Here is a 20,472-nt window from a genome sequence, read left to right on the forward strand (position 1 = left end):
CGCGCGATGACCGTGCTGCTACGCGAGGCGATCGGTGATCGGCTCCGCCATGCCCGCACCACCCAACGCCGCACGCTGCGCGAGGTCTCCAGGACCGCCCGCGTCAGCCTGGGGTACCTCTCCGAGGTGGAGCGAGGCCGCAAGGAGGCGTCCAGCGAGCTGCTGGCCGCGATCTGCGAGGCGTTGGACCTGCCCCTGTGGGAGCTGCTGCACCTGGTCGCCTCGGACATCGGCGCCGTCCAGCAGCCCGTGCCGACCCCGGCCGAGCTCGCCGAACGGGCGCCCGCGTCCGCGTCGGCCGGCCTGGAGGGCGGCACCATGGTGCCCGCGGTGATCGGCAACGACCTGTCCGACCTGCGGTTGCAGCCCGTGCTCACGCACCGGCTGCCCACCTCGATCAGCAAGCCCCGCAACGCGGTGGTGGCGGCGTAACCCCAGCCCACACGTGCCGAAGCCGAGCCGGTCCGACCGGCTCGGCTTTCGGCGTTCACCAAGGCCGGCGCGTGCAACGACTTGGCAACCCCCCGCGGGGTCGCCGCGTCGCCCCGGGAGCGGGCGGGCAGGATGACCATGCCGACGAAAGTCGGGGGGTGACTCAGGGTGATCCCGGATATCTCCCCAGGTCGGTGGAAGCAGCGCGGGACAACTGACACGATGGAACCAACACCGGCACCGGGTCGTTGCCAATCACGAGCGCGAGCCAGGGAAGTGCGGAGAAGGCAGGCGTAGGAGATGGCCAACCCTTTCGTGAAGGCGTGGAAGTACTTCATGGCGGCGTTCTCGTCCAAGATCGATGAGCACGCCGACCCGAAGGTGCAGATCCAGCAGGCCATCGAGGAGGCGCAGCGGCAGCACCAGGCGCTGTCGCAGCAGGCCGCCGCGGTGATCGGCAACCAGCGCCAGCTCGAGATGAAGCTCAACCGCCAGCTCGGCGAAGTGGAGAAGCTCCAGGCATCCGCACGCCAGGCGCTCGTGCTCGCCGACGAGGCCCGCGCGAAGGGCGACGAGCAGCGGGCGACGCAGTTCGAGAACGCCGCGCAGGGCTTCGCCACGCAGCTGGTGACGGCGGAGCAGAGCATCGAGGACCTCAAGACGCTGCACGACCAGGCGTTGCAGGCGGCGACGCAGGCCAAGCAGGCGGTCGAGCGCAACGCGATGGTCCTGCAGAACAAGCTCGCCGAGCGCACCAAGCTGCTCAGCCAGCTGGAGCAGGCGAAGATGCAGGAGCAGGTCTCCCACTCGCTGCGCCAGATGACCGAGCTGGCCGCGCCGGGCAACACGCCGTCGCTGGAAGAGGTCCGCGACAAGATCGAGAAGCGGTACACGACCGCGCTCGGTTCGGCGGAGCTGGCGCAGAACTCGGTGCAGGGCCGGATGCTGGAGGTCCAGCAGTCGACCACCGAGATGGCGGGCCAGTCGCGGCTCGAGCAGATCCGCGCCTCGATGGCGGGCGGCAAGGTCGCGGGCGAGGTGACCAGCGGTCAGCCGGCCGGCGCGAGCGCGAGCATCCAGCAGGAGATCCAGCAGCGGGTGCAGCAGACGCAGGCGCAGCCGACCCAGCAGATGCAGCAGAACCCGCCGGCGAGCCAGGGCTGAGAGGGTGGTGTCCGCGATGGAACCCCGGCGGAAGGTGGCCGGCGAGATCGCCCAGATCATCGGCGGCCAGCTCCAGGGGCAACTCCAGGGGCAGCTCGCGGACCAGGTGAAACGGCGGTACGCCGCCTGGAACGACCCGCGCGCGAAGCTCGACCGGCGGTACCGCCGGTCGAGCCGCGTGCTCACCTTCTGGCTGATCGTGCTGGCCCTGCTCACCGCGGTCGGCACGCTCGCCATCGTGGGCGTGATCGCGCCAGGCATCGGTGTCGGCGCGGCCCTCGGGTTCGCCGGCACCTCCGTGCTGGCCGTCCGCACGAACTTCAGGATGAGGGCCATCGACGCCCAGCGGCGGGAGTTGCAGGCCGCGCCGGTGCGTGAGCCTCTCCCCGCCCGCTCCTCCGGCGCGCGGCAGCCGATGGAACGGCTAGAGGAGGCCGAGGACACGTTGCGGGAGCTGCTGCGCCAGCTCGACTCGGCGGCGTTGACGTCCGTCCCCACCGACTCGGTCGAGCAGGCCCGCGCCACCGGCACCGAGGCGTCCGCCGCGATCCGGGCCGTGTCGCGGCAGCTCCAGGCCGTGGAACGGGCGCGGGACACGGCCCCGCCGCTGGACCGCGCCCCGCTGGTCGAGGGCGTGCGAAGACTGAGGGCACAGCTCGACGAGGGCGTGGACGGGTACTGCGGCCTGGTCGCCGCGGCCGGCCGGGTGCTCGCCGAGAGCACCGCGTCCAACCCCCGGCAGGTGCTGGGCGACGCCACGGACCACCTCGCCGGCCTGGCGTCGGCGCTGCGCGAGCTGTCGCGCTGAACGGCTGCGGATCTCCGCACCGTCGGCCGCGCGGCCATCTGCACGAACGCAATTACGTCACGTTGCGTAGCGGAGTTCGGCTGTTCTCGCAGCCGCAGTGGCGTGCGCTGCTGCGATCGTGTGATTATCAGACCGTTATCTAGCCGCTGCCACTACTTGGCGTGGCAGGATCCCTGGGTCGGACAGCGTGGTCCGTCCTGGTCGCCGGGGAGGTCATTGAGTGGCGTTGTGGACCGTGCGCGGCGATGGCCGCCCCACCGATGGTGATGCCATCGCGCCGCAGGAGCGGCTGAGCTGGCCGCGCACCATCGGCTTCGGCGCCCAGCACCTGGTCGCCATGGCAGGCGCCACGATCCTCGTCCCCGCCACCACCGGCCTCCCGGTCAGCACCACCCTGCTGTTCTCCGGCGTCGGCACCCTGCTGTTCCTGCTGATCACCCGCAACCGCGTGCCCAGCTACCTCGGCGCGTCCTTCGCGTTCATCGCGCCGCTGTCCGCCGCCCGGGACGAGGGCATCGCCGCGCAGCTCGGCGGCGTGCTCGCGGCCGGCCTCCTGGTGATCATCATCGGGGTGGCGGTGAAGGCCCTGGGCGTGCGGCTGCTGGAGGCCGTGATGCCGCCGGCGGTGACCGGCGCGGTGGTCGTGCTGATCGGGCTCAACCTGTCGCACCGGGCCACCGACTCGTTCTCCGAGCAGCCGCTGCTGGCCGCGGTCACGCTGGGCGTGATCCTGCTGTGCGGCGTGCTGGGGCGCGGCACGGCGTTCCGCTTCTCCATCCTCATCGGCGTGCTCGCCGGGTGGGCGCTGGGCTTCTGGCTCGGCCTGGTCGACACGGCCGCGGTGGGCCGGGCCGCGTGGTTCGGGCTGCCCGAGTTCCACGCGCCGGAACTGCGGCCGTCGGTCACCCTGCTGGTGCTGCCGGTGGTGATCGTGCTGGTCGCGGAGGGCGTTGGTCACGTGAAGGCGATCGGCGCGCTGACCGGCCGCAACCTCGACGGCAACGTCGGCGACTCGATCATCGCCAACGGCGTGTCCACCGCGCTGGCCGGGTTCGGCGGCGGGTCCGGCACCACCACCTACTCCGAGAACATCGGCGTGATGGGCGTGACCAGGGTCTTCTCCACCGCCGCGTACGCGGTGACCGGGGTGGCCGCGGTGCTGATGTCGTTCTCGCCGAAGGTCACCGCCGTGCTCGCGACCATCCCGGCGGGCGTGGTCGGCGGGGCGACGCTGGTGCTGCTCGGCCTGATCAGCCTGGTCGGCGTGCGCGTGTGGACGGACAACCGGGTCGACCTCGCCAACCCGGGCAACGCGCTGGTCGGCGGCGCGGCCCTGGTCGCGGGCGTGGGCGACCTGACGCTGGAGCTGGGCGACATGGAGCTGGGCGGCCTGGTCTGGGGCTCGCTGCTGGTGGTCATCCTGCACCCGCTCCTGCGCTGGCTGGGCACCATCCGCAAGGCGTAGCGGTCAGCGCAGGGCGCGGTTGATGCGCCGGACCAGCCCGGGGCCCTCGTAGATGAAGCCCGTGTAGACCTGGAGCAGGCTCGCGCCCGCGTCCAGCATCCGCTTCGCGTCGTCCGGGCCCGCGATGCCGCCGACGCCGATGATCGGCAGCCTGCCGTCGGTCTCCCGGCTGACGAACCGCACCACCTCGCGGGCCCGCGCCGCCAGCGGCCGCCCGCTCAGCCCGCCCGCCTCGTGCGCCAGGCGCCGGTCGGCGGGGGCCAGCCCGTCGCGCGACACCGTGGTGTTGGTCGCGATCAGGCCGCTGACCCCGTGCGCCGCGCACACCTCCAGCAGCTCGGCGATCGCCGGCTCGGTCAGGTCCGGCGCGATCTTGACCAGGATCGGCTTGACCGGCTTCGCCCCGGCCAGCTCGCGCGCGGTGTCGTTCAGGGCGGACAGCAGCTCGGTCAGCGCACCCCGGTCCTGGAGGCTGCGCAGGCCGGGCGTGTTCGGCGAGCTGATGTTGATCGCGAAGTAGTCGCCGTGGCGGTAGAGCGCGCGCAGGGACGTCCGGTAGTCCTCCACCGCGTCCTCGACCGGCGTCACCTTGGACTTGCCCAGGCTGATGCCCAGCGGCACGGCCAGCGGGCCGAGGCGGTCGAGCCGGTTGGCCAGCTCCAGGGCGCCGTCGTTGTTGAAGCCCATCCGGTTGATGATCGCCTCGCTGTCGCGCAACCGGAACAGGCGCGGCTTCGGGTTGCCCGGCTGCGGGTGCCGGGTGACCGTGCCGACCTCGACGAACCCGAACCCGAGCGCGCCCCACGCGGGCAGCGCCCGGCCGTTCTTGTCCAGCCCGGCCGCCAGCCCGACCGGGTTGGGGAACCGGACGCCGAACACGGTGCGCCCGGCCGCCGGCTTGCGCCGCACGAGCTTCGCCGCCGGGCTCAGCCGCGCCAGCACGCCGAGGGTGGTCTCGTGGACCCGCTCCGCGTCGCCGCCGTGCATCCGGAACAACGCCTTGCGCACCACGCTCTTGTAGACCACGCCGGCAACCCTAAGCGATCGGCCCTGGCTGGCAGCGCGGGCACCAGTACGCGGGACGCTCCAGCACGCCCGCGCCCTGCCCACCGACGCGCACCCTCGTCCCGCATCTCAGGCACGGCTTGCCGGCGCGCTCGAACACCCAGTGCTGCCGTCCCCGTCCCAGCAGACCGGTCGTGCTCTGCTCCGGCCGCCACGCGTTGGCCAGCAGCAGCTTGCGCGCCAACCGCACGACCTCCGCGGGGTCCACCGCCGACACGGGGCTCCACGGGGAGACGCCGAGCAGGAAGCACACCTCGGCCTTGTAGAGGTTCCCCACGCCCGCCACCACGCGCTGGTCGAGCAGGGCGAGCCCCAGCTCGCGGTCCGGGTCGGCGACGAGCCGGGCGACCGCCTCGGCGGCGCGTTCGTCGTCCCACCCGCCCAGCAGGTCCGGCCCCAGGTGGCCGACCAGCCGCGACTCCTGGTCGGTCGGCAGCAGCTCCAGGTCGTGCAGCGCGAACCCCACCGCGACCCGCTCCGGCACCTCCAGCAGCGCCCGCACCTGGTGCCCGGGCCGTTGCCAGCGCTCGCCGGGCCGGTAGAGGTGCCACGCGCCGTCCATCCGGAAGTGGCTGTGCAGGCTCAGGTCGCCGGAGAACCGGGTGAACAGGTGCTTGCCGACCGAGCGCACACCCAGCACGTCCCGCCCGCTCAGGTCCGCGGTGGCCCACCTCGGGTGGCGCAGCTCGCCGCGCAGCAGCGTGCGGCCGGCCAGCGCCTCGTCCAGGCGGCGGCCGGCCAGGAAGACCGTGTCACCCTCGGGCACCGCTGTCCAAGGCCACTTTCAGGCCGAACCCGACCAGCACGGACGCGGTGAGCCGCTCGGTCCACCGCCGCACCGCGGGCCTGGTCAGCACGACCACCGCCCGCCCGGCCAGCCACACCACCACGAGCTGCCACACCTGGCCGATGGCCACGTGCACGCCGACCAGCAGCGCGCCCCACCCGGCCGACGCCTGGTCGGCCGGCAGGAACTGGGGGAGCAGGCTCAGGTAGAACACACCGATCTTCGGGTTGAGCAGGTTCGTGGTGAGCCCGGTCCGCAACGCCTGCGCGGAGGTGGTCGACGGCACGTCGACGGGCCGTTCGAGCCGGCCGCGCCACGACTTCCACAGCGCCGACCCGCCCAGCCACAGCAGGTACGCCGCGCCCGCGTACCGCACGACGTCGTAGGCGAGCCGGGACGCCACCAGCAGCGCGGTCAGCCCGGCGATGCTCGCCGCGCCCCACACCAGGCAGCCCAACGTGGTGCCGAACCCGCCGATCACACCGGCCTTGCGGCCACCGCCCAGCACCATGCGCAACAGCATCATGGTGTCCAGGCCGGGCGTGATCGTGAGCAGGACGGCCGCGACGGTGAACGCCAGGAGAGCCGCCGTGCTCACGCGTCCACCGCTTCCTCGATCTCCTCGTCGTCGAAGTCGTGGTGCACGGCCCGGCGCCTGCTGCGGCTGATCCGCAGTATCCGGGCGAGCAGCAGGTTGAACGCCAGCGCGACCTCGCGCGCGCCCGGCGTGCCCCACTCGTGGATCGGCATGCACGCGCCCTGCGCCTGCTGCACGGCGAGCCGGTCCGGCAACGCCACCGGCATCACCAGCGGCCCGAAGATGTCGCGCAGCTCGTCGATGCGGAACTGGTGCTCGTGCGACCTCGGCCGCACCCGGTTCACCACCACGCCCAGCGGCTGCAGGTCCTCGTTGTGCTCGCGCTCGGCCTGCACCGCCTCGAACGCCCGCTGCACACCGGCCACCGCGAACATCGTCGGCTCGGTCACCAGCAGCGCGCGGTCCGCCGCCACCAGCGCCGACCGGGTCAGCTGGCCCAGCGACGGCGGGCAGTCCAGCAGCACCAGCTGGTAGGGCTCCTCGTCGTCCTGGAGCAGCCGCAGCGCCTCGCGCAGCCGGCCGAGCCGCGTCTCGCCCGGGTCGGGGTGGTTCAACGACTCCGCGTCCTCCGACCCGGCCAGCACGTCCACGCCGTCGCCCCACGCGCTGGGCGCGATGGCCTTGTCCAGCGTGTCGCGGCTCGGGTCCTGCAGCACGTCGTAGATGCTGGCCTCGGTGTCGTCGGGTTCGAGCGTCGAAGTGGCGTTGCACTGCGGATCGAGGTCGATGACCAGCGTGCGGACGCCGCGCCGCAGCGCCGCCGACGCCAGGCCGAGCGCGACCGTCGTCTTCCCAACGCCACCCTTGAGGCTGAGCACCGCCACCGTATGCACGTAGTGCAGCCTACGGCCCTTACGCTCTACGTCCATGCGACCGGACGCCGTACACAGGGTGCTCGACGCCGAGCTGACCGCCGCGCGCGACCGCCGGGGCGGTGAACCGCCGCGCGTGCTCGACGTGGGCGGCGGCAGCGGCGTGTGGGCCGTGCCGCTGGCCGTGGCCGGGTGCTCGGTGACGGTGGTCGACCCGAGCCCGGACGCGCTGGCGACGTTGCACCGCCGTGCGGCCGACGAGGGCGTGCTGGACCGCGTCACCGCTGTCCAGGGCGACACGGACGCGTTGGACCGGGACGCCTCGGCGGACCTCGTGCTGGGGCACGGCCTGCTGGAGGTCGTGGACGACGCCGGTGCCGCGCTGGCCGCGCTGGCCGCCGCCACGGTGCCGGGCGGCGCGGTGTCCTTGCTGGTGGCGAACCGGTACGCGGCCGTGCTGCACCGGGCCATCGCAGGCCGGCTGGTCGACGCGCGGCGGCTGCTGGACGACGAGGCCGGTCAGCTCGCGGGCACGCGCGACCCGTTGCTGCGCCGGTTCGACGTGGCCGGGCTGGAGGCGTTGGTGCTGGCCGCGGGCCTGAAGGTGGAGCTGGTGCAGGGGCACGGCGTGGTGTCGGACCTGGTGCCGGGCTCGGTGCTGGAGACCAGCCCCGGCGCCGCGGAGGCGTTGGCCGAGCTGGAGCTGGCCGCGTCGACCCGTTCGCCGCTGCGCGACGTGGCCGCCCGGTTGCACGTCCTGGGCCGAAAGCCCGCCTGAGTGCGGTAGAACGGAGGTTCCGCCGCCTACCGCAGAGGACGACCGCCATGGGAGACCCGCACTTAGCCGGGGCCGGCTGATGGCCGGACCCGCGCCCGAGAACCTGGAGGACGACGTCCGCGCCGCGGTCGCCGGTGACGAGCGGGCGGTCGCCGCGGTGCTGGCCGCCGTCCGGCCGCTGGTGGTGCGCTACTGCCGCGCCCGCGTGGGCCGGCAGGAGCGGTCGGCCACGTCGGCCGACGACGTGGCCCAGGACGTGTGCCTGGCCTTGTTGACCGCGTTGCCGACGTACAAGGACCACGGCCGGCCGTTCCTGGCCTTCGTGTACGGCATCGCGGCCCACAAAGTCGCCGACGCGCACCGCGCGGCGTTGCGCAACCGCGCCGAGCCGGTGCCCGAGCTGCCCGACACCCCGGACGACGAGCACGTGGGCCCGGAGCAGTCGGCGCTGCGTCTGGAGCTGTCGCAGCGGATGGGCGAGCTGCTGCGGCTGCTGCCCGACAAGCAGCGGGAGATCCTCGTCCTGCGGGTGGTGGTCGGGCTCACGGCCGACCAGACCGCCGACGCCGTCGACGCCACGCCCGGCGCGGTCCGGGTCGCGCAGCACCGCGCGTTGACCCGCCTCCGCCGGGAGATCGACCGAGCTCTCGTCACGCAGCGCAGCCGCTAACCCGGTGTGGGTTACTCCGTTAGCGGTCCAAACGCCGCCATTCGGGGTAACTTTCTGTGAGTCGCGTCATCTGCGCGTGGGACCGGCGTCGCGTTCGCATGTGCCCCCGAGGGTCGTCCAGCGCGCGGACGCCGAGGAGCTCGTGATGACAGCTGTGGTGGTTGGGTTTTCGGTGGTGCCGTCACTTCGCGGCAACGCGGGGAGGGCGGTGGTGTCCGTGCCGGGCGAGGACGCGCCGTCCTCCTCATCGGCACGTGGGGAAGGGGGTCCGGAGTCGTACGTCGAAGCGGCGGTCAGGGGTGACCGGCGGGCGGTCGAGGCGTTGCTGGCCGAGATCAGACCCGTGATCGTGAAGTACTGCCGGGCCAGGGTCGGCCACGGTCAGCGGTCGTCGGCGTCGGCGGAGGACGTGGCCCAGGAGGTCTGCCTCGCCGTGCTCAAGGCGCTGCCCAACTACCGGGAGCAGGGCCGGCCGTTCCTGGCGTTCGTCTACGGCATCGCGGCGCACAAGGTCGCCGACGCGCACCGGGCTTCGGCGCGCAACCGGGCCGAGTCCGTGCCGGAGCTGCCCGACGGCGCGGGCGTCGAGCCCGGCCCCGAGCAGCGGGCGCTGCACGGCGAGCTGTCCGAGCGGATGGGCCGGCTGCTCAACGTCCTGCCGGACCGGCAGCGCGAGATCCTGGTGCTGCGCGTCGTGCTCGGCCTGTCCGCCGAGGAGACCGCGACGGCCGTCGGCTCCACGCCCGGCGCGGTCCGGGTGGCCCAGCACCGGGCCCTGACCAGGTTGCGCAAGGCGTTGGACGAGGCGCAGCACGGCGCGTGACCGCGCCTCAGTGCCGCCAGCGGGTCAGCGCGGCGACCTCCTCCGGTGAGCAGTCGGCGAACCGGGCGATCTCGCCGCGCCGCACGTCGACGATGGTCGCGGCGAACTCCGCGCCGAACGCCTCGGCCAGCACCTCGTCCGCCTCGAACGCCGCCACCGCCTCCTCCAGGCACGTCGGCAGGCGCTCGGCGTCCGGGACCGAGGCCGGGTCCACGCCGACCGGCTCGGGCAGCCGCGCCCGGTCCACGACCCCGGCCAGCCCCGCCGCCATCGTGGCCGCCACCACGAGGTACGGGTTCGCCGACAGGTCGTAGCACTTGACCTCCAGGTCGCGGCCCGCGACCAGGCGCAGCGCCGCCTCCCGGTTCTCCAGGCCCCACACCGCGAACGCGCCCGCCCAGTGCCGGGGCACCAGCCGCAGGTAGCCCGCCACCGAGGGCACGCCGATCGCGCACAGCGCGGGCAGCCGCCGCAGCACGCCCGCCGCGAACGCCTCGGCGTCCTCGGTCAGGCCGAACCAGCCGGCACCGCCGTCGAACAGGTTGCGGCCGTCGCGCCACAGGCTCAGGTGCAGGTGGCCGCCGTTGCCGACGCCGTCGGCGGTGACCTTCGGCGAGAACGACGGGCGCAGGCCGTGCCGCAGGGTGATGGCCCGGACCGTCTCCCGCACCAGCACGGACGTGTCCGCCGCGTGCACCGGGTCCTCGGGCGTGGTGGACAGCTCGAACTGGCCCGGCGCGTACTCGGGGTGGAACTGCAGCACCTCGACGTCCTGCTCGGCCAGCGCCGACAGCAGGTCCGCCGCGTAGTCCGACAGCTCGACCTGGCGGGCGTGGCCGTAGGCGGGCCCGGTGGCGGCGGGCCGGAACTCGTCGGTGTCGCCGTGCCCGACGACCCACTCCACCTCGAAGCCCGCCCGCACCTCGTAGCCGTGCACGGTGAGCCGGTCGGCCACCGCCCGGGCCAGGCCGCGCTCGTCCTGCGGGTGCGGCTCGCCCCGCTGGTCGAAGCGGTCGGCCGGGGCCCAGGCCCAGCCGGGCTGGCCCGCGAGCACGGTGAGCCGGTCCAGGTCGGGGCGCAGCCGCAGGTCGCCGACGGGGCCGCCCGCGTGCCGCCCGGCGACGATCGTGTCGTCCAGCAGGAACGCGTCGAACACCGGCGACGCGCCGACGCCGTCCGCGGCGGCCCTGGGCAACCCGGCGAGCGGCACGGACTTGACCCGCGTGATGCCGCTGTGGTCGACCCAGGTGAGCGCGACCGCGACCACGTCCTGCTCCAGCAGGTCGTCCACCAGCTCGGCCGCCAGCGCGCGACGGTGCTCCCGTTCCGCTGTGTCCATCTGGCGTGGTTACACCAGCTCACTACTGTTCAACAAGTGGACCGGTTGCTGCCTTGCGTGGGTGCGTTGCGCCTCGTGGACCACCACTGCCACGGGGTGCTGGGCGTCGACCTGGATCGCGCCGGGTTCGAGTCGAACCTGACCGAGGCCGGGTCGGTGTCGCCGCTGGGCACGTCGTTGTTCGACTCGTCGCTGGGCCTGGCGGTACGGCGCTGGTGTGGGCCTTTGCTGGACCTGCCACCCCTCGCGCCGGCCGACGAGTACCTGGCGCGGCGGCGGTCGCTGGGCGCGGCCGAGGTGAACCGGACGCTGGTGTCGGCGGCCGAGATCTCGATGTTCCTGGTGGACCGCGGCCTGTGGCCGGAGGGGTTCGCGGGGCCCGCCGTGTTCACCGGTTCGCGTGAACTTGCGGTGCTGCGGTTGGAGCGGTTGGCGGAGGACGTCGTGCCCGCAGGTGCCTCGGTGTTCCCGGCCCGCGTGCGGGAGGCGTTGAACTCGACCGGGGCGGTCGCGGCGAAGTCGATCGCGGCCTACCGGGTGGGGCTGGACCTCGACCCGGCCCGGCCGTCGGACGCCGAGGTGGTGGCGGCGGCCGACCGGTGGCTCGCCTCGGGGTCCGGCCGGTGCGCGGACGCCGTGATCAGCCGGTTCCTGGTGTGGGAGGCGCTGGACCGGGGGCTGCCCGTGCAGGTCCACGTCGGGTACGGGGACGCGGACCTGACGCTGCACCGGTGCGACCCGTCGCTGCTCACCGATCTGCTGCGGGCCACGGAGCCGCTCGGCGTGCCGGTCGTGCTGCTGCACAACTACCCGTTCCACCGCACCGCCGGGTACCTGGCGCAGGTGTTCCCGCACGTGTTCGTGGACGTGGGGCTGGCCACGCACGCGGTGGCGCACCAGGCGAGCCGGGTGCTGGCCGAGGCGCTGGAGGTCGTGCCGTTCGGGAAGTTCCTGTTCTCCACCGACGCGTACGCGCTGGCCGAGCTGTACTACCTGGGCGCGCTGACGTTCCGCCGCGCGCTGTCCGATTTCCTGTCCGCCGGGCTGCGGGAGCATGCTTTCGCCCTGGCGGACGCGGAGCGGATCGCTCGCCTGATCGGGTGGGAGAACGCGCAGCGGGTCTACCGCTTGGAGTAGAGTCTCGAACGGGTGTTCGGCTCTGGACGGGGGTGGTCTGTGGGCCGCAGCGCCAACCTGCCGCGCGGTCTGGTGGACCGCTTCCGCGCGCGCGGCGACGTCTGGCCGGACGACACCGGCTGCTCGATGCTGCACGTGGACATGGACGCCTTCTACGCCTCGGTCGAGATCCGCGACCAGCCGGAGCTGGCGACCAAGCCGGTGGTGGTGGGCGGCACGGCGAACCGGGGCGTGGTCGCGTCGGCCAACTACATCGCCCGCGAGTTCGGCGTGCGCTCGGCCATGCCGACCTCGCACGCGCGCAGGCTCGCGCCGCACGCGGTGTTCGTGCCGCCGAACTTCGCCCGCTACCAGGAGGTCTCGCGCGGGGTGATGGCGATCTTCCGCGACATCACGCCGCTGGTGGAGCCGTTGAGCCTGGACGAGGCGTTCCTGGACGTCGGCGGGGCGCTGAAGCGGATGCGGCGCAGCCCGGCGCAGATCGCGCAGCTGATCCGGGAGCAGGTGGAGCAGGCGCAGGGGGTCACCTGCTCGGTGGGCGTGGCGCCGACGAAGTTCCTGGCCAAGCTCGCGTCCGGGATGTGCAAGCCGGACGGGCTGATGGTCGTGCCGCGGGCCGAGGTGCTGTCGTTCCTGCACCCGTTGCCGGTGTCGGCGCTGTGGGGCGTGGGGCAGCGGACGGCCGAGCACCTGGACCGGGTGGGGCTGGAGACGGTGGCGGACGTGGCCGCGACGCCGTTGCCGCGCCTGCGCCGGCTGATCGGGGTGGCGCTGGCCGAGCACCTGCACGCGCTGGCGCAGGGGCACGACGACCGGCCGGTGGTGCCGTCCACGCGGGAGAAGTCGATCGGCGCGGAGGAGACGTTCGAGGTCGACCACTTCGACCGGGAGCTGCTGCGGCGGGAGTTGCTGCGGCTGTCGGAGCGTTCGGCGGCGACGTTGCGGGCGCGGGGGCTGCGCGGGCGCACGGTGTCGATCAAGGTGCGGTTCGCCGACTTCACCACGATCACCCGGTCGAGGACGTTGCGGGTGGCGACGGACGTGGCGCAGGAGGTCTACAGGACCGCGTCGACCCTGCTGGACGAGCAGGTGCCGCCCGGCGCGGTGCGGTTGATCGGGGTGCGGATCGAGCAGCTGGTCGAGGGTGACGACGGCGAGCAGCTCATGTTCGACGCGCCGGAACGGGGCTGGCGGGAAGCCGAGCAGGCCGCCGACCAGGCACGGTCCCGGTTCGGCACGGCGGCGATCCGGCCGGCCTCCTTGCTGGAGCAGGGCCCGGGGCGGTCCGGGCTGAACGAGCCCAAGCCGGACCGGGGCGATGCGGCTTCCCGGCCCGGCTGAGCGCGCCGTTCGGGTGGTCACGGGCCTGATCGGGCCTTCGCGCGCGGATCACCGGGCACAGTGGAGCCCGTGGATCGGTTCTGGGGTCTGCTCGCGCCCTCCGAGCACGAGGTGCTCGCGTCGACGGGTGTCGAGCGCGACTACCCGTCCGGCTCGGTGATCTGCCACGAGGGCGAGGTGACTCGGCACGTCCTGGTGGTGCGCCGCGGCCTGCTGCGGGTGACCGCGACCACGGCGAACGGCAGCGAGAAGGTGCTGGCCGTGCGCGGGGCCGGGGACATCGTCGGTGAGCGTTCGGCGGTGGACGGTCGGCCGCGCTCGGCGACGGTGCGGGCGTTGGGCGAGGTGCGGGCGCTCGTGCTGTCCGCCGACGCGTTCGCCGCGCTGTGCCAGCGCCACCCGCGCATCGCGTGGTCCGTGCTGATCGTCGTGGTGGCGCGGCAACGTGACACGGACCGGCAGCGGATGCAGATCAGCGGCACGGCCACGCAACGCGTCGCCGCCGTGCTCATCGACATGGCGTTGGAGCGCGGGATCGCCGACCAGGGCGCCATCGCGTTGAGCCAGGAGGAGCTCGCGGGCATCGCGGGGACGTCGCGGGAATCGCTCGTGCGGGTGCTGCGCGCGCTGCGCGAGGAGGGCATCATCAGCACGGGTCGGCGAAAGATCGACATCCACCGGGTGAGCCGGCTCTACGACTTCACCAACTGAGTTCCCCTTGTGCGTCATCTGACGCAGAACGCCGGCTCCGATCCGCCTAGAAATGAGGCATCAGCCGAGTTCGGAGGGGGAGTCATGAACCACATCGAGGAGCCCGCCAGGTCTCGCCGGCGGTTCACCGAGCGCCTCGCCAGCACCCTCGTCTTCACCGCCGTCATGCTCTGGGCGGCCGTGGTGATCATCGTCAAGTCCGACGTCGACGGCGTGGTCGCGCTCGCCGTCGCGTTCGTCCTCGCGGGCGGCCTGGTGGCCGTGTACGACGCCTGGCGCGAGGTGCGCTCCGTCCGTCGCGAGCTGGACGTGGAGATCCACGAGGAGCTCGTCCGCCTGTGAGCCAAGCGGTGGCCAACGAGGGGTGGCCGCCGTCCTCCGAGGCCTTCCGCGGACTGGTCGGGTCCGCGGAAGGCCTCCTTTCGTCCGGAGTCGTCCACAGCCCTCCGAGTTGTCCACAGTCCGCGAGGTCGTCCTGGCCCACCCGGCCCGCCCGGCCGATCGTGGACACATGCGCACCACCAACCGCACCACCATCGACCTGGACGCCCTGGGCGGCCTCTTCCCCCAGCGCGTGGCCACGGCGTCGGAACTGCTGGCCCTGGGCCTGCCGAGCGCCGAACTCGCGCTCCGCTGCCGCCCGCAGGGCCCGTGGCAGCACCTCCTGCCCGGCATCCTGCTGCTGTCCCGAACACCGCCGAGCCGCGCCCAACTCGTGCGGGCCGCCCTGCGCTACGGCGGCCCGCAGACCCTGCTCACCGGCGTGGACGCCCTCCAGCTGCACGGCCTGCGCGCCCTGCCCGCCACCGGCCCGGTCCAGATCCTGGTCAACCGCCCGCTGGAACCGGCCGCGAAGGTCCGCATCACCCGGATCCGCCACCTGCCGGACCCGGTCCTGCGCCGCGGCTTCCTGACCGCACCCCTGGCGAGGGCCGCCGTCGACACCGCGAGGGTCCTGCGCCTGCCCGACGACATCCGGGCCGTCCTGACCGAGGTCGTGCGCCACGGCGGCGTGCCGGTGGGCGACCTGCGCCGAGGTCTGGCCAGGGCGTCCGACCAGGCCAGGCAGGTCATCTCCGAACTGGCCGACGGCGTCCGCTCGGCACCCCAGGCCTGGGCCAGGGCGGTCCTGGACGACCTGCCCCTCCCACCTCCGGCGTGGGGCGTGCCGCTGGTCGACGCCGAGGGCCGCCACCTGGGCATCGCCGACGCCTGGTGGGACGACCGCGCACTGGCCTGGCAGTTCACCACCCCGACACCCCACCGGGGCATGCTCACCGCCGCCGGCGCGGTGGTCCTCCACACCACCCCGGTCCGCCTGCGCCGATCCCCGACCTCCGTCGCCCAGGACCTCCTCACCGCCGCCGCCCGAGCCGCCACCCGCCCCAAACCCCGGATAACCCCCACCCACCGCCTACCCCGACCCTTCCCACCCCACTGCTGACCCCGGCCTCCGATCACCACGGACCGGTTCATCCATCGACGCGCGGGCTCGCCGGGTGCCCCTGACCACCGAGCCCTCCGACCGATCTCCCGCCGATCGCGAGCGCTCCCGACCGCCCCCGAGCGATTCGCCGGTTCCCGGGCCGGTGACTGCCCTCCGACCCGCGTGTCGGAGCGAGAGGAGTCCATCCGGCATCCGGCCCGAGCCCGGGCCGCCGCACCCCGTCCCCCCGTCCGACCGCGGGCATCAGCCATCGGACCGCCCGACCCGAAGGAGGAATCGGATCCACCCGACCCGTCGTGGTCCCGATCATGAGCGACGGGCTCCCGGAGACGCCGGGAGTGATCGGCTTCGTGGTTCCGTACCCGGCCGTCCGATGGCGCGCGGGCAGGTGGCCGGGCCGGTACGGGCCTGTGATTTCGGTCTCGGCCGGCCCTCAAGGTCGGTCACCGAACGTAGTCGTACGGTGGGGAACGGGGGACGACGGGAGGGTGAGGCGGCGCAGGTGGGCGCCGGAGGGTGTGAATCGATCGGCGCGGACCCCCCGATCACCCGCGCAGGGGAGTGAACGGTGGGGCTCACCGGGGCCTTGACAGTTGACCTCGGACCGACTTGTGCGACCTCACGGTGGCCTGACCGTTGACCCGTGAGGATGATGGTGACAGAACGAACCGCTTAGGGGCACGGACTGGGTAGTCGGCGAGCCTCCCGAATCGTATCCTGGTTGTGACGCCCCCAGGGCGGGGCGTCCGCCGGGACCGGCGGCAACCGTGATTACCCGGCGCCCGCGACCGCTGTGCCGGAGGAGGAGCCATGCCACTCTCCGAGCACGAGCAGCGACTGCTCGACCAGATCGAGCGCGCGCTCTACGCCGAGGACCCGAAGTTCGCATCCACTGTGCGCGGTGCCAAGCTGCGCAAGCCGTCACGACGGCGTCGCATCCAAGGCATCGCGTTGTTCGCCGTGGGTGTGGCACTGCTGGTGACGGGTGTGATGTTGCCGAAGCTCGCTGGTATCCCGGTGGTGAGCGTGGTCGGCTTCCTGTTGATGTTCTTCGGCGTGCTGCTCACCGTGACGACGTTGCGTCGTGGTGACCAGGGTGCCGAGGAACCCAGCGAGGAGGGAAGCCGGCCCAGCCGCAGCTCGTTCTCACAGAAGATGGAAGAACGTTTCCGTCGCCGTTTCGAGGACGAGTAGTCCGCGCGACAGCCCGACCGAACGACTGAACGACGCACACGGCCCGCCCCGAATCCTCCGGGGCGGGCCGTGTGCGTGCCGAGGCCCCGATTCCCCGGACGCACGAAGGCCGGGGGAGTGAGCCCCCGGCCTCGCGAACCGCCCGATCACAGCGCCCGATCACCCCGCCGGGGGCGCCGGGTCACTCGTCCGAGTCCTGCTCGGCCGGCGGCTTCGGCTGGAGCACGGACCGCGGCAGCACCTTCGCCTTCAACGCCAGCGGCGCGTTGCGGTCCAGGCTCCGGCGCACGCTGTCCACCGCGCCCGGCAGGGACGGGTCCGCCGCCGCCTGCCTGCTGTACCAGGACCGCTCGACCGCCCCGACGACCGCGCGCAGCCCGTCACGCCCCTGCTCGTCCAGGTTGTGCGTCCGCACCAACCGCCGCGCGGCCACCCGCACGGTCTCCGTGCGCGGCACCCGCGTGCCTCGGTCCACGGACTCCGCGAGCAACTCCTGCCACGCCGCGCTCGCCGCACTCGGGCCGAGACCGGCCACCACCCGCAGCCGCGCCCGCCGGTGCCACTGCCGAACGCCGGAAGGCGTCGACGCGGCCAGCGCCACGACCAGCGGGCCACCGATGAACCAGCTCAGCAGGCCCGCCGCGAGCAGGAGCCCGAACACCCAGGTCGCCGCCGCGAGCACCATTACCACCGCCCGGACCCACGTCGGGCGCAGCCACGGCTTCGGCGCCGCCGAGTCACCGGCCACCAGCCCCAGGAACGTCAGCAGCATCGCGACGATCAGGACGACGGCCAACGCGAGCAGCAGCAGCACGAACGGCGGCTCCCACCTGGCCCGCCCCTCCTGCCGGCCCTGGGCGTCCGGCACGGCCGACGCCGACGCCGACGGGCCGGCAGCGGTCGTGGTGGTCGTGGTGGTCGTCTGGCCCGCGCTGGAGCCGTCCTCCTCGTCGTCCGCGTCCAGGCCGGAGATGTACGGCGGTGTCACGCCGCGCCCGTCCGACAGCGGCGTGGGGTCGAACGTCATCCAGCCGTGGCCGGGGAAGTAGATCTCGACCCACGCGTGCGCGTCCTGCGACGTGATCGTCTGCACGTCACCGGTGGCGTACCCGGCGGTGAAGCCCAGCGCCACCCGCGAGGGGATGCCGACCGACCGCGCCATGATCGCCATCGCCGACGCGTACTGCTCGCAGAACCCCTTCTTGCCGTTGAGCACGAAGTCTTCCAACGCGTCCGCCGACGTGTCGGTGTCCGCGGTCTGGGTCGTGTACTGGAAGCCCTGCGTGCCGTCGGTGAAGTACCGGAACAGCGCGGTCGCCTGGTCGAACTGGGTGGGCTGGCCGGCCACGATCTCCCGCGCCAGCTCCGCCACCCGGCCGCCGACGCCCGGCGCCTCCAGGTACGCCGGGTCGACGTCGACCTGGCCGGTGGCCCGGCGCAGCGTGTCCGCCGACGGCGTGGCGAACACCGTCTCCAGCGTGTACGGCTCGGACTTGCGCGGCCGGACGCTGTAGACCATCCCGCGCCCCGGGTCGTACCGCCAGTTCTCGTCGACCTCCTGCATGGCCCGCGGCCTGCCGTAGACCGGCAGCCAGTTGTCCACCCAGTTGACCGGCTCGATCCGGACGTCGGTGACCTCGCCGTCGCCCCGGTCGCCGGGCTGCTCGGGCAGCGGCCCGTTCGCGGGCACGCCCTCCGGCATGTTCCCGCCCAGCTCCCAGCCCTTGTCCGGCACGTACTGGCGCAACGTCATCGCCCGCAGGTACGCCGAGGTGCCCGGCATGTTCCGCACCCGGAACAGCTCGCGCGGCGCGCCCTGGTTGAGCATGCCCCGCAGCTGCGTCATCGGGTCGATGCCCAACCCGCCGTTGCCGCCGCCGATCTCCTCACCGGTGCCCGGCAGCCGGCCGACCGTGCCGACCAGGGTCAGGCTCGCGCCCGCCACCAGCGCCACCACCACGGCCAGGCCCGCCACCGCGGTCGCCGCCGGCCCGGACCCGCTCTGCCCGCCGCCGGGCAACCTGCCGCGCCACGCCTCGTGCCGGTGCTGCCCGTCCACGGCCAGCAGCAGCGCGAACGCGCCCGCCCCGAACACGAACGTCCACAGCGGCAGCATCTCGTCGGCCAACGACGCCGGCACCGCGAACACGCACAGCAGCACCAGACCGGACGCCGCGGGGGCCGCCATGCCGACCGCCAGGGCGTCCACCATGATCGCGACGATGCCGATCGCCACCATCACCAGGCAGCGCATGGCCGGGCTGTCCGGCACCGGCGGCACACCGGTCTGCACCTCGCCCATCGCGTCGGCCAGCACCGACACCAGGTCCTGCAACGACTGCGGACCGGGCAGCACGACCAGCACACCGCTGCGGGTGAAGATCGTCACCAGCAGGCACGTCAGCGCCAGCAGCTGCCCGAGGACGACCACCGGGGCCGGCACGCGGGCGGCCCGCAGCAGCACGCCCGTGCCGCCGATCACCGCGACCGCCACCGCCAGGTACACCAGCCACAGCACGCCCGCGAGCACGCTGGACAACGCCGTCGCCGCGCACAGCGTGGCCAGGCCGGCGACCGCGGGTGTCGCGCTCACCACCCAGTTGCCGTCGCCCGCCGCGGCCGTTCTGCCGGTCACCTAGCCCACCTCCGTGCGCACCACCGGGCCGCGGTTGCCCGCGCTGTGGCACAGCTCCTGCCAGACCTGCCCCATCGGCGTCGAGGGCCGCGCCACGACCACGCCCCACCCCGCGCCGCTCAGCAACCGCTGCGCCTCGGCGGGGTCCGGCGCCGGGTCCTCCGCCGCGGACGCCCACGCGCCGACGTCCATCACCACCGCCAGGCTGCGCACCCCGCGCGGCCGGTTGCGCACCAGCGCGTCCACCACGGCGGGCGTGCTGCCGCCCAGGATCGCGATGACCTCCTGGCCCGCGCCGGGGTCCACGCCCGCGGCGGGCTCACGGCGGTGCGACGGCGTCAACGCGGCCAGCGCGTCGAGCACCACCGAGTCGCTGTACCCGCTGTCGCCCGGCCCGCCCGCCAGCACCCGCCCGTCGTCGCCGACCAGGCGCACCTGGTGGCCGTACCGGTGCAGGTGCAGGCAGATCGACGCGGCCAGCGACACCGCCCACTCCAGGCTCGCGCCGGGACCGCTGCCGCGGTGCGCGACCAGCCGGTGGTCCAGCAGCACGGTCGTGCCGCCGCGCCACGGCCGTTCCTCGACCCGCACCATCAGCTCGTCGCGCCGCGCGGTCGAGCGCCAGTGCACCTTCCGCAGGTCGTCACCGTGCCGGTAGGGGCGGACCACCGCGTCGTCCTCGCCCTGCCCGGCGCGCAGCCGGATCGAGCCGTCGTCGCCGGAACCCATCCCCGACCCGCTCGGCAACCCGGCCAGCGCCACCACCCGGGGCACCACGACCAGCCTGCTGCGGCCCGCCATCTCGCGGTCGAACTCGGCCAGGCCGAACGGGTCGGTGATCCGCGCCATCAGCGGGCCGACCTGCTGGATGCCGCGCATCACCGGCTTGAGCGGGTACCGCAGCACGGTCACCGTGTTGCGCGGCAGCCGCTCCACCACGAACCGCGGGCGCGCGCCCAGCGCGTACGGCACCGCGTCCTCCAGCAGCAGCCCGCCGGTCGGCAACCGGCCCGCGCTGCGCAGCTCCACGCGCACGTCCGTCGCCGAGCCCACCTGCACGCGGCTGGGGTGCATCATCCGGTTCGCGTGCAGGCCGACCCTGGCCCGCTGCGCCAACCACGCCGCCAGCAGCGGCAGGGCCACCACGAACGCCGCCACGCGCAGCAGGTCGCGCTCGTTGAGCACGATCGCGCACAACCCGGCCGCGAACCCCGCGGCCAACAGGCACCGGCCCCGGGTGGTCAGCCCGGACAGGGCTCCGCGCAT

Annotated in this window: 20 protein-coding genes; 13 read left to right on the forward strand and 7 right to left on the reverse strand. The window is 73.6% G+C overall.

The features are described from left to right. Nucleotides 1-6: 6 nt before the first annotated feature. From FHX81_RS29445 to FHX81_RS29460, 4 genes are all read left to right on the forward strand, one after another. Nucleotides 7-432 carry a helix-turn-helix domain-containing protein gene (locus tag FHX81_RS29445; protein WP_141981365.1) on the forward strand — a complete coding sequence of 142 codons (426 nt, stop codon included), beginning with the start codon at nt 7-9 and terminating at the stop codon, nt 430-432. Between the two features lie 300 nt (nt 433-732). Further along, nucleotides 733-1,596 carry a PspA/IM30 family protein gene (locus FHX81_RS29450; protein ID WP_141981367.1) on the forward strand — a complete coding sequence of 288 codons (864 nt, stop codon included), beginning with the start codon at nt 733-735 and terminating at the stop codon, nt 1,594-1,596. 16 nt (nt 1,597-1,612) lie between these two features. After that, nucleotides 1,613-2,404 (forward strand): phage shock envelope stress response protein PspM, encoded by a 792-nt coding sequence (gene pspM, locus FHX81_RS29455; protein ID WP_141981369.1) that lies wholly within the window; start codon nt 1,613-1,615, stop codon nt 2,402-2,404. A 220-nt stretch (nt 2,405-2,624) separates the two neighbouring features. Next, the gene (locus FHX81_RS29460; protein ID WP_141981371.1) at nt 2,625-3,869 is read left to right on the forward strand and encodes a uracil-xanthine permease family protein; all 1,245 of its coding nucleotides are present in this window, start codon (nt 2,625-2,627) and stop codon (nt 3,867-3,869) included. Between the two features lie 3 nt (nt 3,870-3,872). Here FHX81_RS29460 and FHX81_RS29465 read toward each other — a convergent pair whose 3' ends face one another. The 4 genes from FHX81_RS29465 to FHX81_RS29480 are packed head-to-tail and all read right to left on the reverse strand — an operon-like array spanning nt 3,873 to nt 7,152. Further along, nucleotides 3,873-4,895 carry a quinone-dependent dihydroorotate dehydrogenase gene (locus tag FHX81_RS29465; RefSeq protein ID WP_141981372.1) on the reverse strand — a complete coding sequence of 341 codons (1,023 nt, stop codon included), beginning with the start codon at nt 4,893-4,895 and terminating at the stop codon, nt 3,873-3,875. A gap of 10 nt (nt 4,896-4,905) precedes the next feature. Further along, nucleotides 4,906-5,700: a DNA-formamidopyrimidine glycosylase family protein gene (locus FHX81_RS29470; protein ID WP_141981374.1), complete on the reverse strand. Its 795-nt coding sequence runs from the start codon at nt 5,698-5,700 to the stop codon at nt 4,906-4,908. After that, nucleotides 5,687-6,319, reverse strand: coding sequence for a LysE family translocator (locus FHX81_RS29475; protein ID WP_141981376.1), 633 nt, complete (start codon nt 6,317-6,319; stop codon nt 5,687-5,689). The genes FHX81_RS29470 and FHX81_RS29475 overlap by 14 nt, the downstream gene beginning before the upstream one ends. Continuing rightward, nucleotides 6,316-7,152, reverse strand: a complete 837-nt coding sequence (locus FHX81_RS29480; RefSeq protein ID WP_170232214.1) for a ParA family protein — start codon at nt 7,150-7,152, stop codon at nt 6,316-6,318. The genes FHX81_RS29475 and FHX81_RS29480 overlap by 4 nt, the downstream gene beginning before the upstream one ends. A 34-nt stretch (nt 7,153-7,186) precedes the next feature. Here FHX81_RS29480 and FHX81_RS29485 point away from each other — a divergent pair, with 34 nt between their 5' ends. The 3 genes from FHX81_RS29485 to FHX81_RS29495 all read left to right on the forward strand — a co-directional run bounded on the left by FHX81_RS29485 (nt 7,187) and on the right by FHX81_RS29495 (nt 9,402). After that, complete coding sequence (locus FHX81_RS29485; RefSeq protein WP_141981380.1) at nt 7,187-7,909, forward strand: class I SAM-dependent methyltransferase; 723 nt, start codon at nt 7,187-7,189, stop codon at nt 7,907-7,909. Between the two features lie 79 nt (nt 7,910-7,988). Beyond that, nucleotides 7,989-8,579: a sigma-70 family RNA polymerase sigma factor gene (locus tag FHX81_RS29490; protein WP_141981382.1), complete on the forward strand. Its 591-nt coding sequence runs from the start codon at nt 7,989-7,991 to the stop codon at nt 8,577-8,579. Nucleotides 8,580-8,724: 145 nt separating this feature from the next. Then, nucleotides 8,725-9,402, forward strand: a complete 678-nt coding sequence (locus FHX81_RS29495) for a sigma-70 family RNA polymerase sigma factor (protein WP_141981384.1) — start codon at nt 8,725-8,727, stop codon at nt 9,400-9,402. A 7-nt stretch (nt 9,403-9,409) separates the two neighbouring features. On the opposite strand, the gene FHX81_RS29500 is transcribed toward FHX81_RS29495, so the two are convergent. Beyond that, nucleotides 9,410-10,741 (reverse strand): type I glutamate--ammonia ligase, encoded by a 1,332-nt coding sequence (locus FHX81_RS29500; protein ID WP_141981386.1) that lies wholly within the window; start codon nt 10,739-10,741, stop codon nt 9,410-9,412. Nucleotides 10,742-10,777: 36 nt separating this feature from the next. On the opposite strand from FHX81_RS29500, the gene FHX81_RS29505 reads away from it, so the two are divergent. The 6 genes from FHX81_RS29505 to FHX81_RS29530 all read left to right on the forward strand — a co-directional run bounded on the left by FHX81_RS29505 (nt 10,778) and on the right by FHX81_RS29530 (nt 16,571). Beyond that, on the forward strand, nt 10,778-11,878 hold the full coding sequence (locus FHX81_RS29505) for an amidohydrolase family protein (RefSeq protein ID WP_141981388.1): 1,101 nt from the start codon (nt 10,778-10,780) through the stop codon (nt 11,876-11,878). Between the two features lie 72 nt (nt 11,879-11,950). Next, nucleotides 11,951-13,219: a DNA polymerase IV gene (locus FHX81_RS29510; protein ID WP_141984199.1), complete on the forward strand. Its 1,269-nt coding sequence runs from the start codon at nt 11,951-11,953 to the stop codon at nt 13,217-13,219. 69 nt (nt 13,220-13,288) lie between these two features. Then, on the forward strand, nt 13,289-13,930 hold the full coding sequence (locus tag FHX81_RS29515; protein WP_141981390.1) for a Crp/Fnr family transcriptional regulator: 642 nt from the start codon (nt 13,289-13,291) through the stop codon (nt 13,928-13,930). Between the two features lie 84 nt (nt 13,931-14,014). Further along, complete coding sequence (locus tag FHX81_RS29520) at nt 14,015-14,272, forward strand: hypothetical protein (RefSeq protein ID WP_141981392.1); 258 nt, start codon at nt 14,015-14,017, stop codon at nt 14,270-14,272. Nucleotides 14,273-14,441: 169 nt separating this feature from the next. Beyond that, entirely contained in the window at nt 14,442-15,374 is a 933-nt protein-coding gene (locus FHX81_RS29525; RefSeq protein ID WP_141981394.1) for a hypothetical protein, read from the forward strand. 813 nt (nt 15,375-16,187) lie between these two features. Continuing rightward, nucleotides 16,188-16,571, forward strand: a complete 384-nt coding sequence (locus tag FHX81_RS29530) for a DUF3040 domain-containing protein (RefSeq protein ID WP_033437744.1) — start codon at nt 16,188-16,190, stop codon at nt 16,569-16,571. Between the two features lie 181 nt (nt 16,572-16,752). Here the strand turns inward: FHX81_RS29530 and FHX81_RS29535 are convergent, their stop codons facing one another. Both FHX81_RS29535 and FHX81_RS29540 read right to left on the reverse strand, forming a co-directional pair. Continuing rightward, nucleotides 16,753-19,206, reverse strand: coding sequence for a transglutaminase TgpA family protein (locus FHX81_RS29535; protein WP_141981396.1), 2,454 nt, complete (start codon nt 19,204-19,206; stop codon nt 16,753-16,755). Next, entirely contained in the window at nt 19,207-20,472 is a 1,266-nt protein-coding gene (locus FHX81_RS29540; protein WP_141981398.1) for a DUF58 domain-containing protein, read from the reverse strand. It lies immediately after the preceding gene.

Origin of the sequence: Saccharothrix saharensis (assembly GCF_006716745.1) — a bacterium.
Lineage (GTDB): Bacteria > Actinomycetota > Actinomycetes > Mycobacteriales > Pseudonocardiaceae > Actinosynnema > Actinosynnema saharense.

Coding starts and splice junctions, on each gene's coding strand:
- FHX81_RS29530 (WP_033437744.1), top strand. CDS start 16,188: ATGCCACTCTCCGAGCACGAGCAGCGACTGCTCGACCAGATCGAGCGC.
- FHX81_RS29450 (WP_141981367.1), top strand. CDS start 733: ATGGCCAACCCTTTCGTGAAGGCGTGGAAGTACTTCATGGCGGCGTTC.
- FHX81_RS29445 (WP_141981365.1), top strand. CDS start 7: ATGACCGTGCTGCTACGCGAGGCGATCGGTGATCGGCTCCGCCATGCC.
- FHX81_RS29495 (WP_141981384.1), top strand. CDS start 8,725: ATGACAGCTGTGGTGGTTGGGTTTTCGGTGGTGCCGTCACTTCGCGGC.
- FHX81_RS29485 (WP_141981380.1), top strand. CDS start 7,187: ATGCGACCGGACGCCGTACACAGGGTGCTCGACGCCGAGCTGACCGCC.
- FHX81_RS29500 (WP_141981386.1), bottom strand. CDS start 10,741: ATGGACACAGCGGAACGGGAGCACCGTCGCGCGCTGGCGGCCGAGCTG.
- FHX81_RS29520 (WP_141981392.1), top strand. CDS start 14,015: ATGAACCACATCGAGGAGCCCGCCAGGTCTCGCCGGCGGTTCACCGAG.
- FHX81_RS29525 (WP_141981394.1), top strand. CDS start 14,442: ATGCGCACCACCAACCGCACCACCATCGACCTGGACGCCCTGGGCGGC.
- FHX81_RS29490 (WP_141981382.1), top strand. CDS start 7,989: ATGGCCGGACCCGCGCCCGAGAACCTGGAGGACGACGTCCGCGCCGCG.
- pspM (WP_141981369.1), top strand. CDS start 1,613: ATGGAACCCCGGCGGAAGGTGGCCGGCGAGATCGCCCAGATCATCGGC.
- FHX81_RS29540 (WP_141981398.1), bottom strand. CDS start 20,472: ATGCGCGGAGCCCTGTCCGGGCTGACCACCCGGGGCCGGTGCCTGTTG.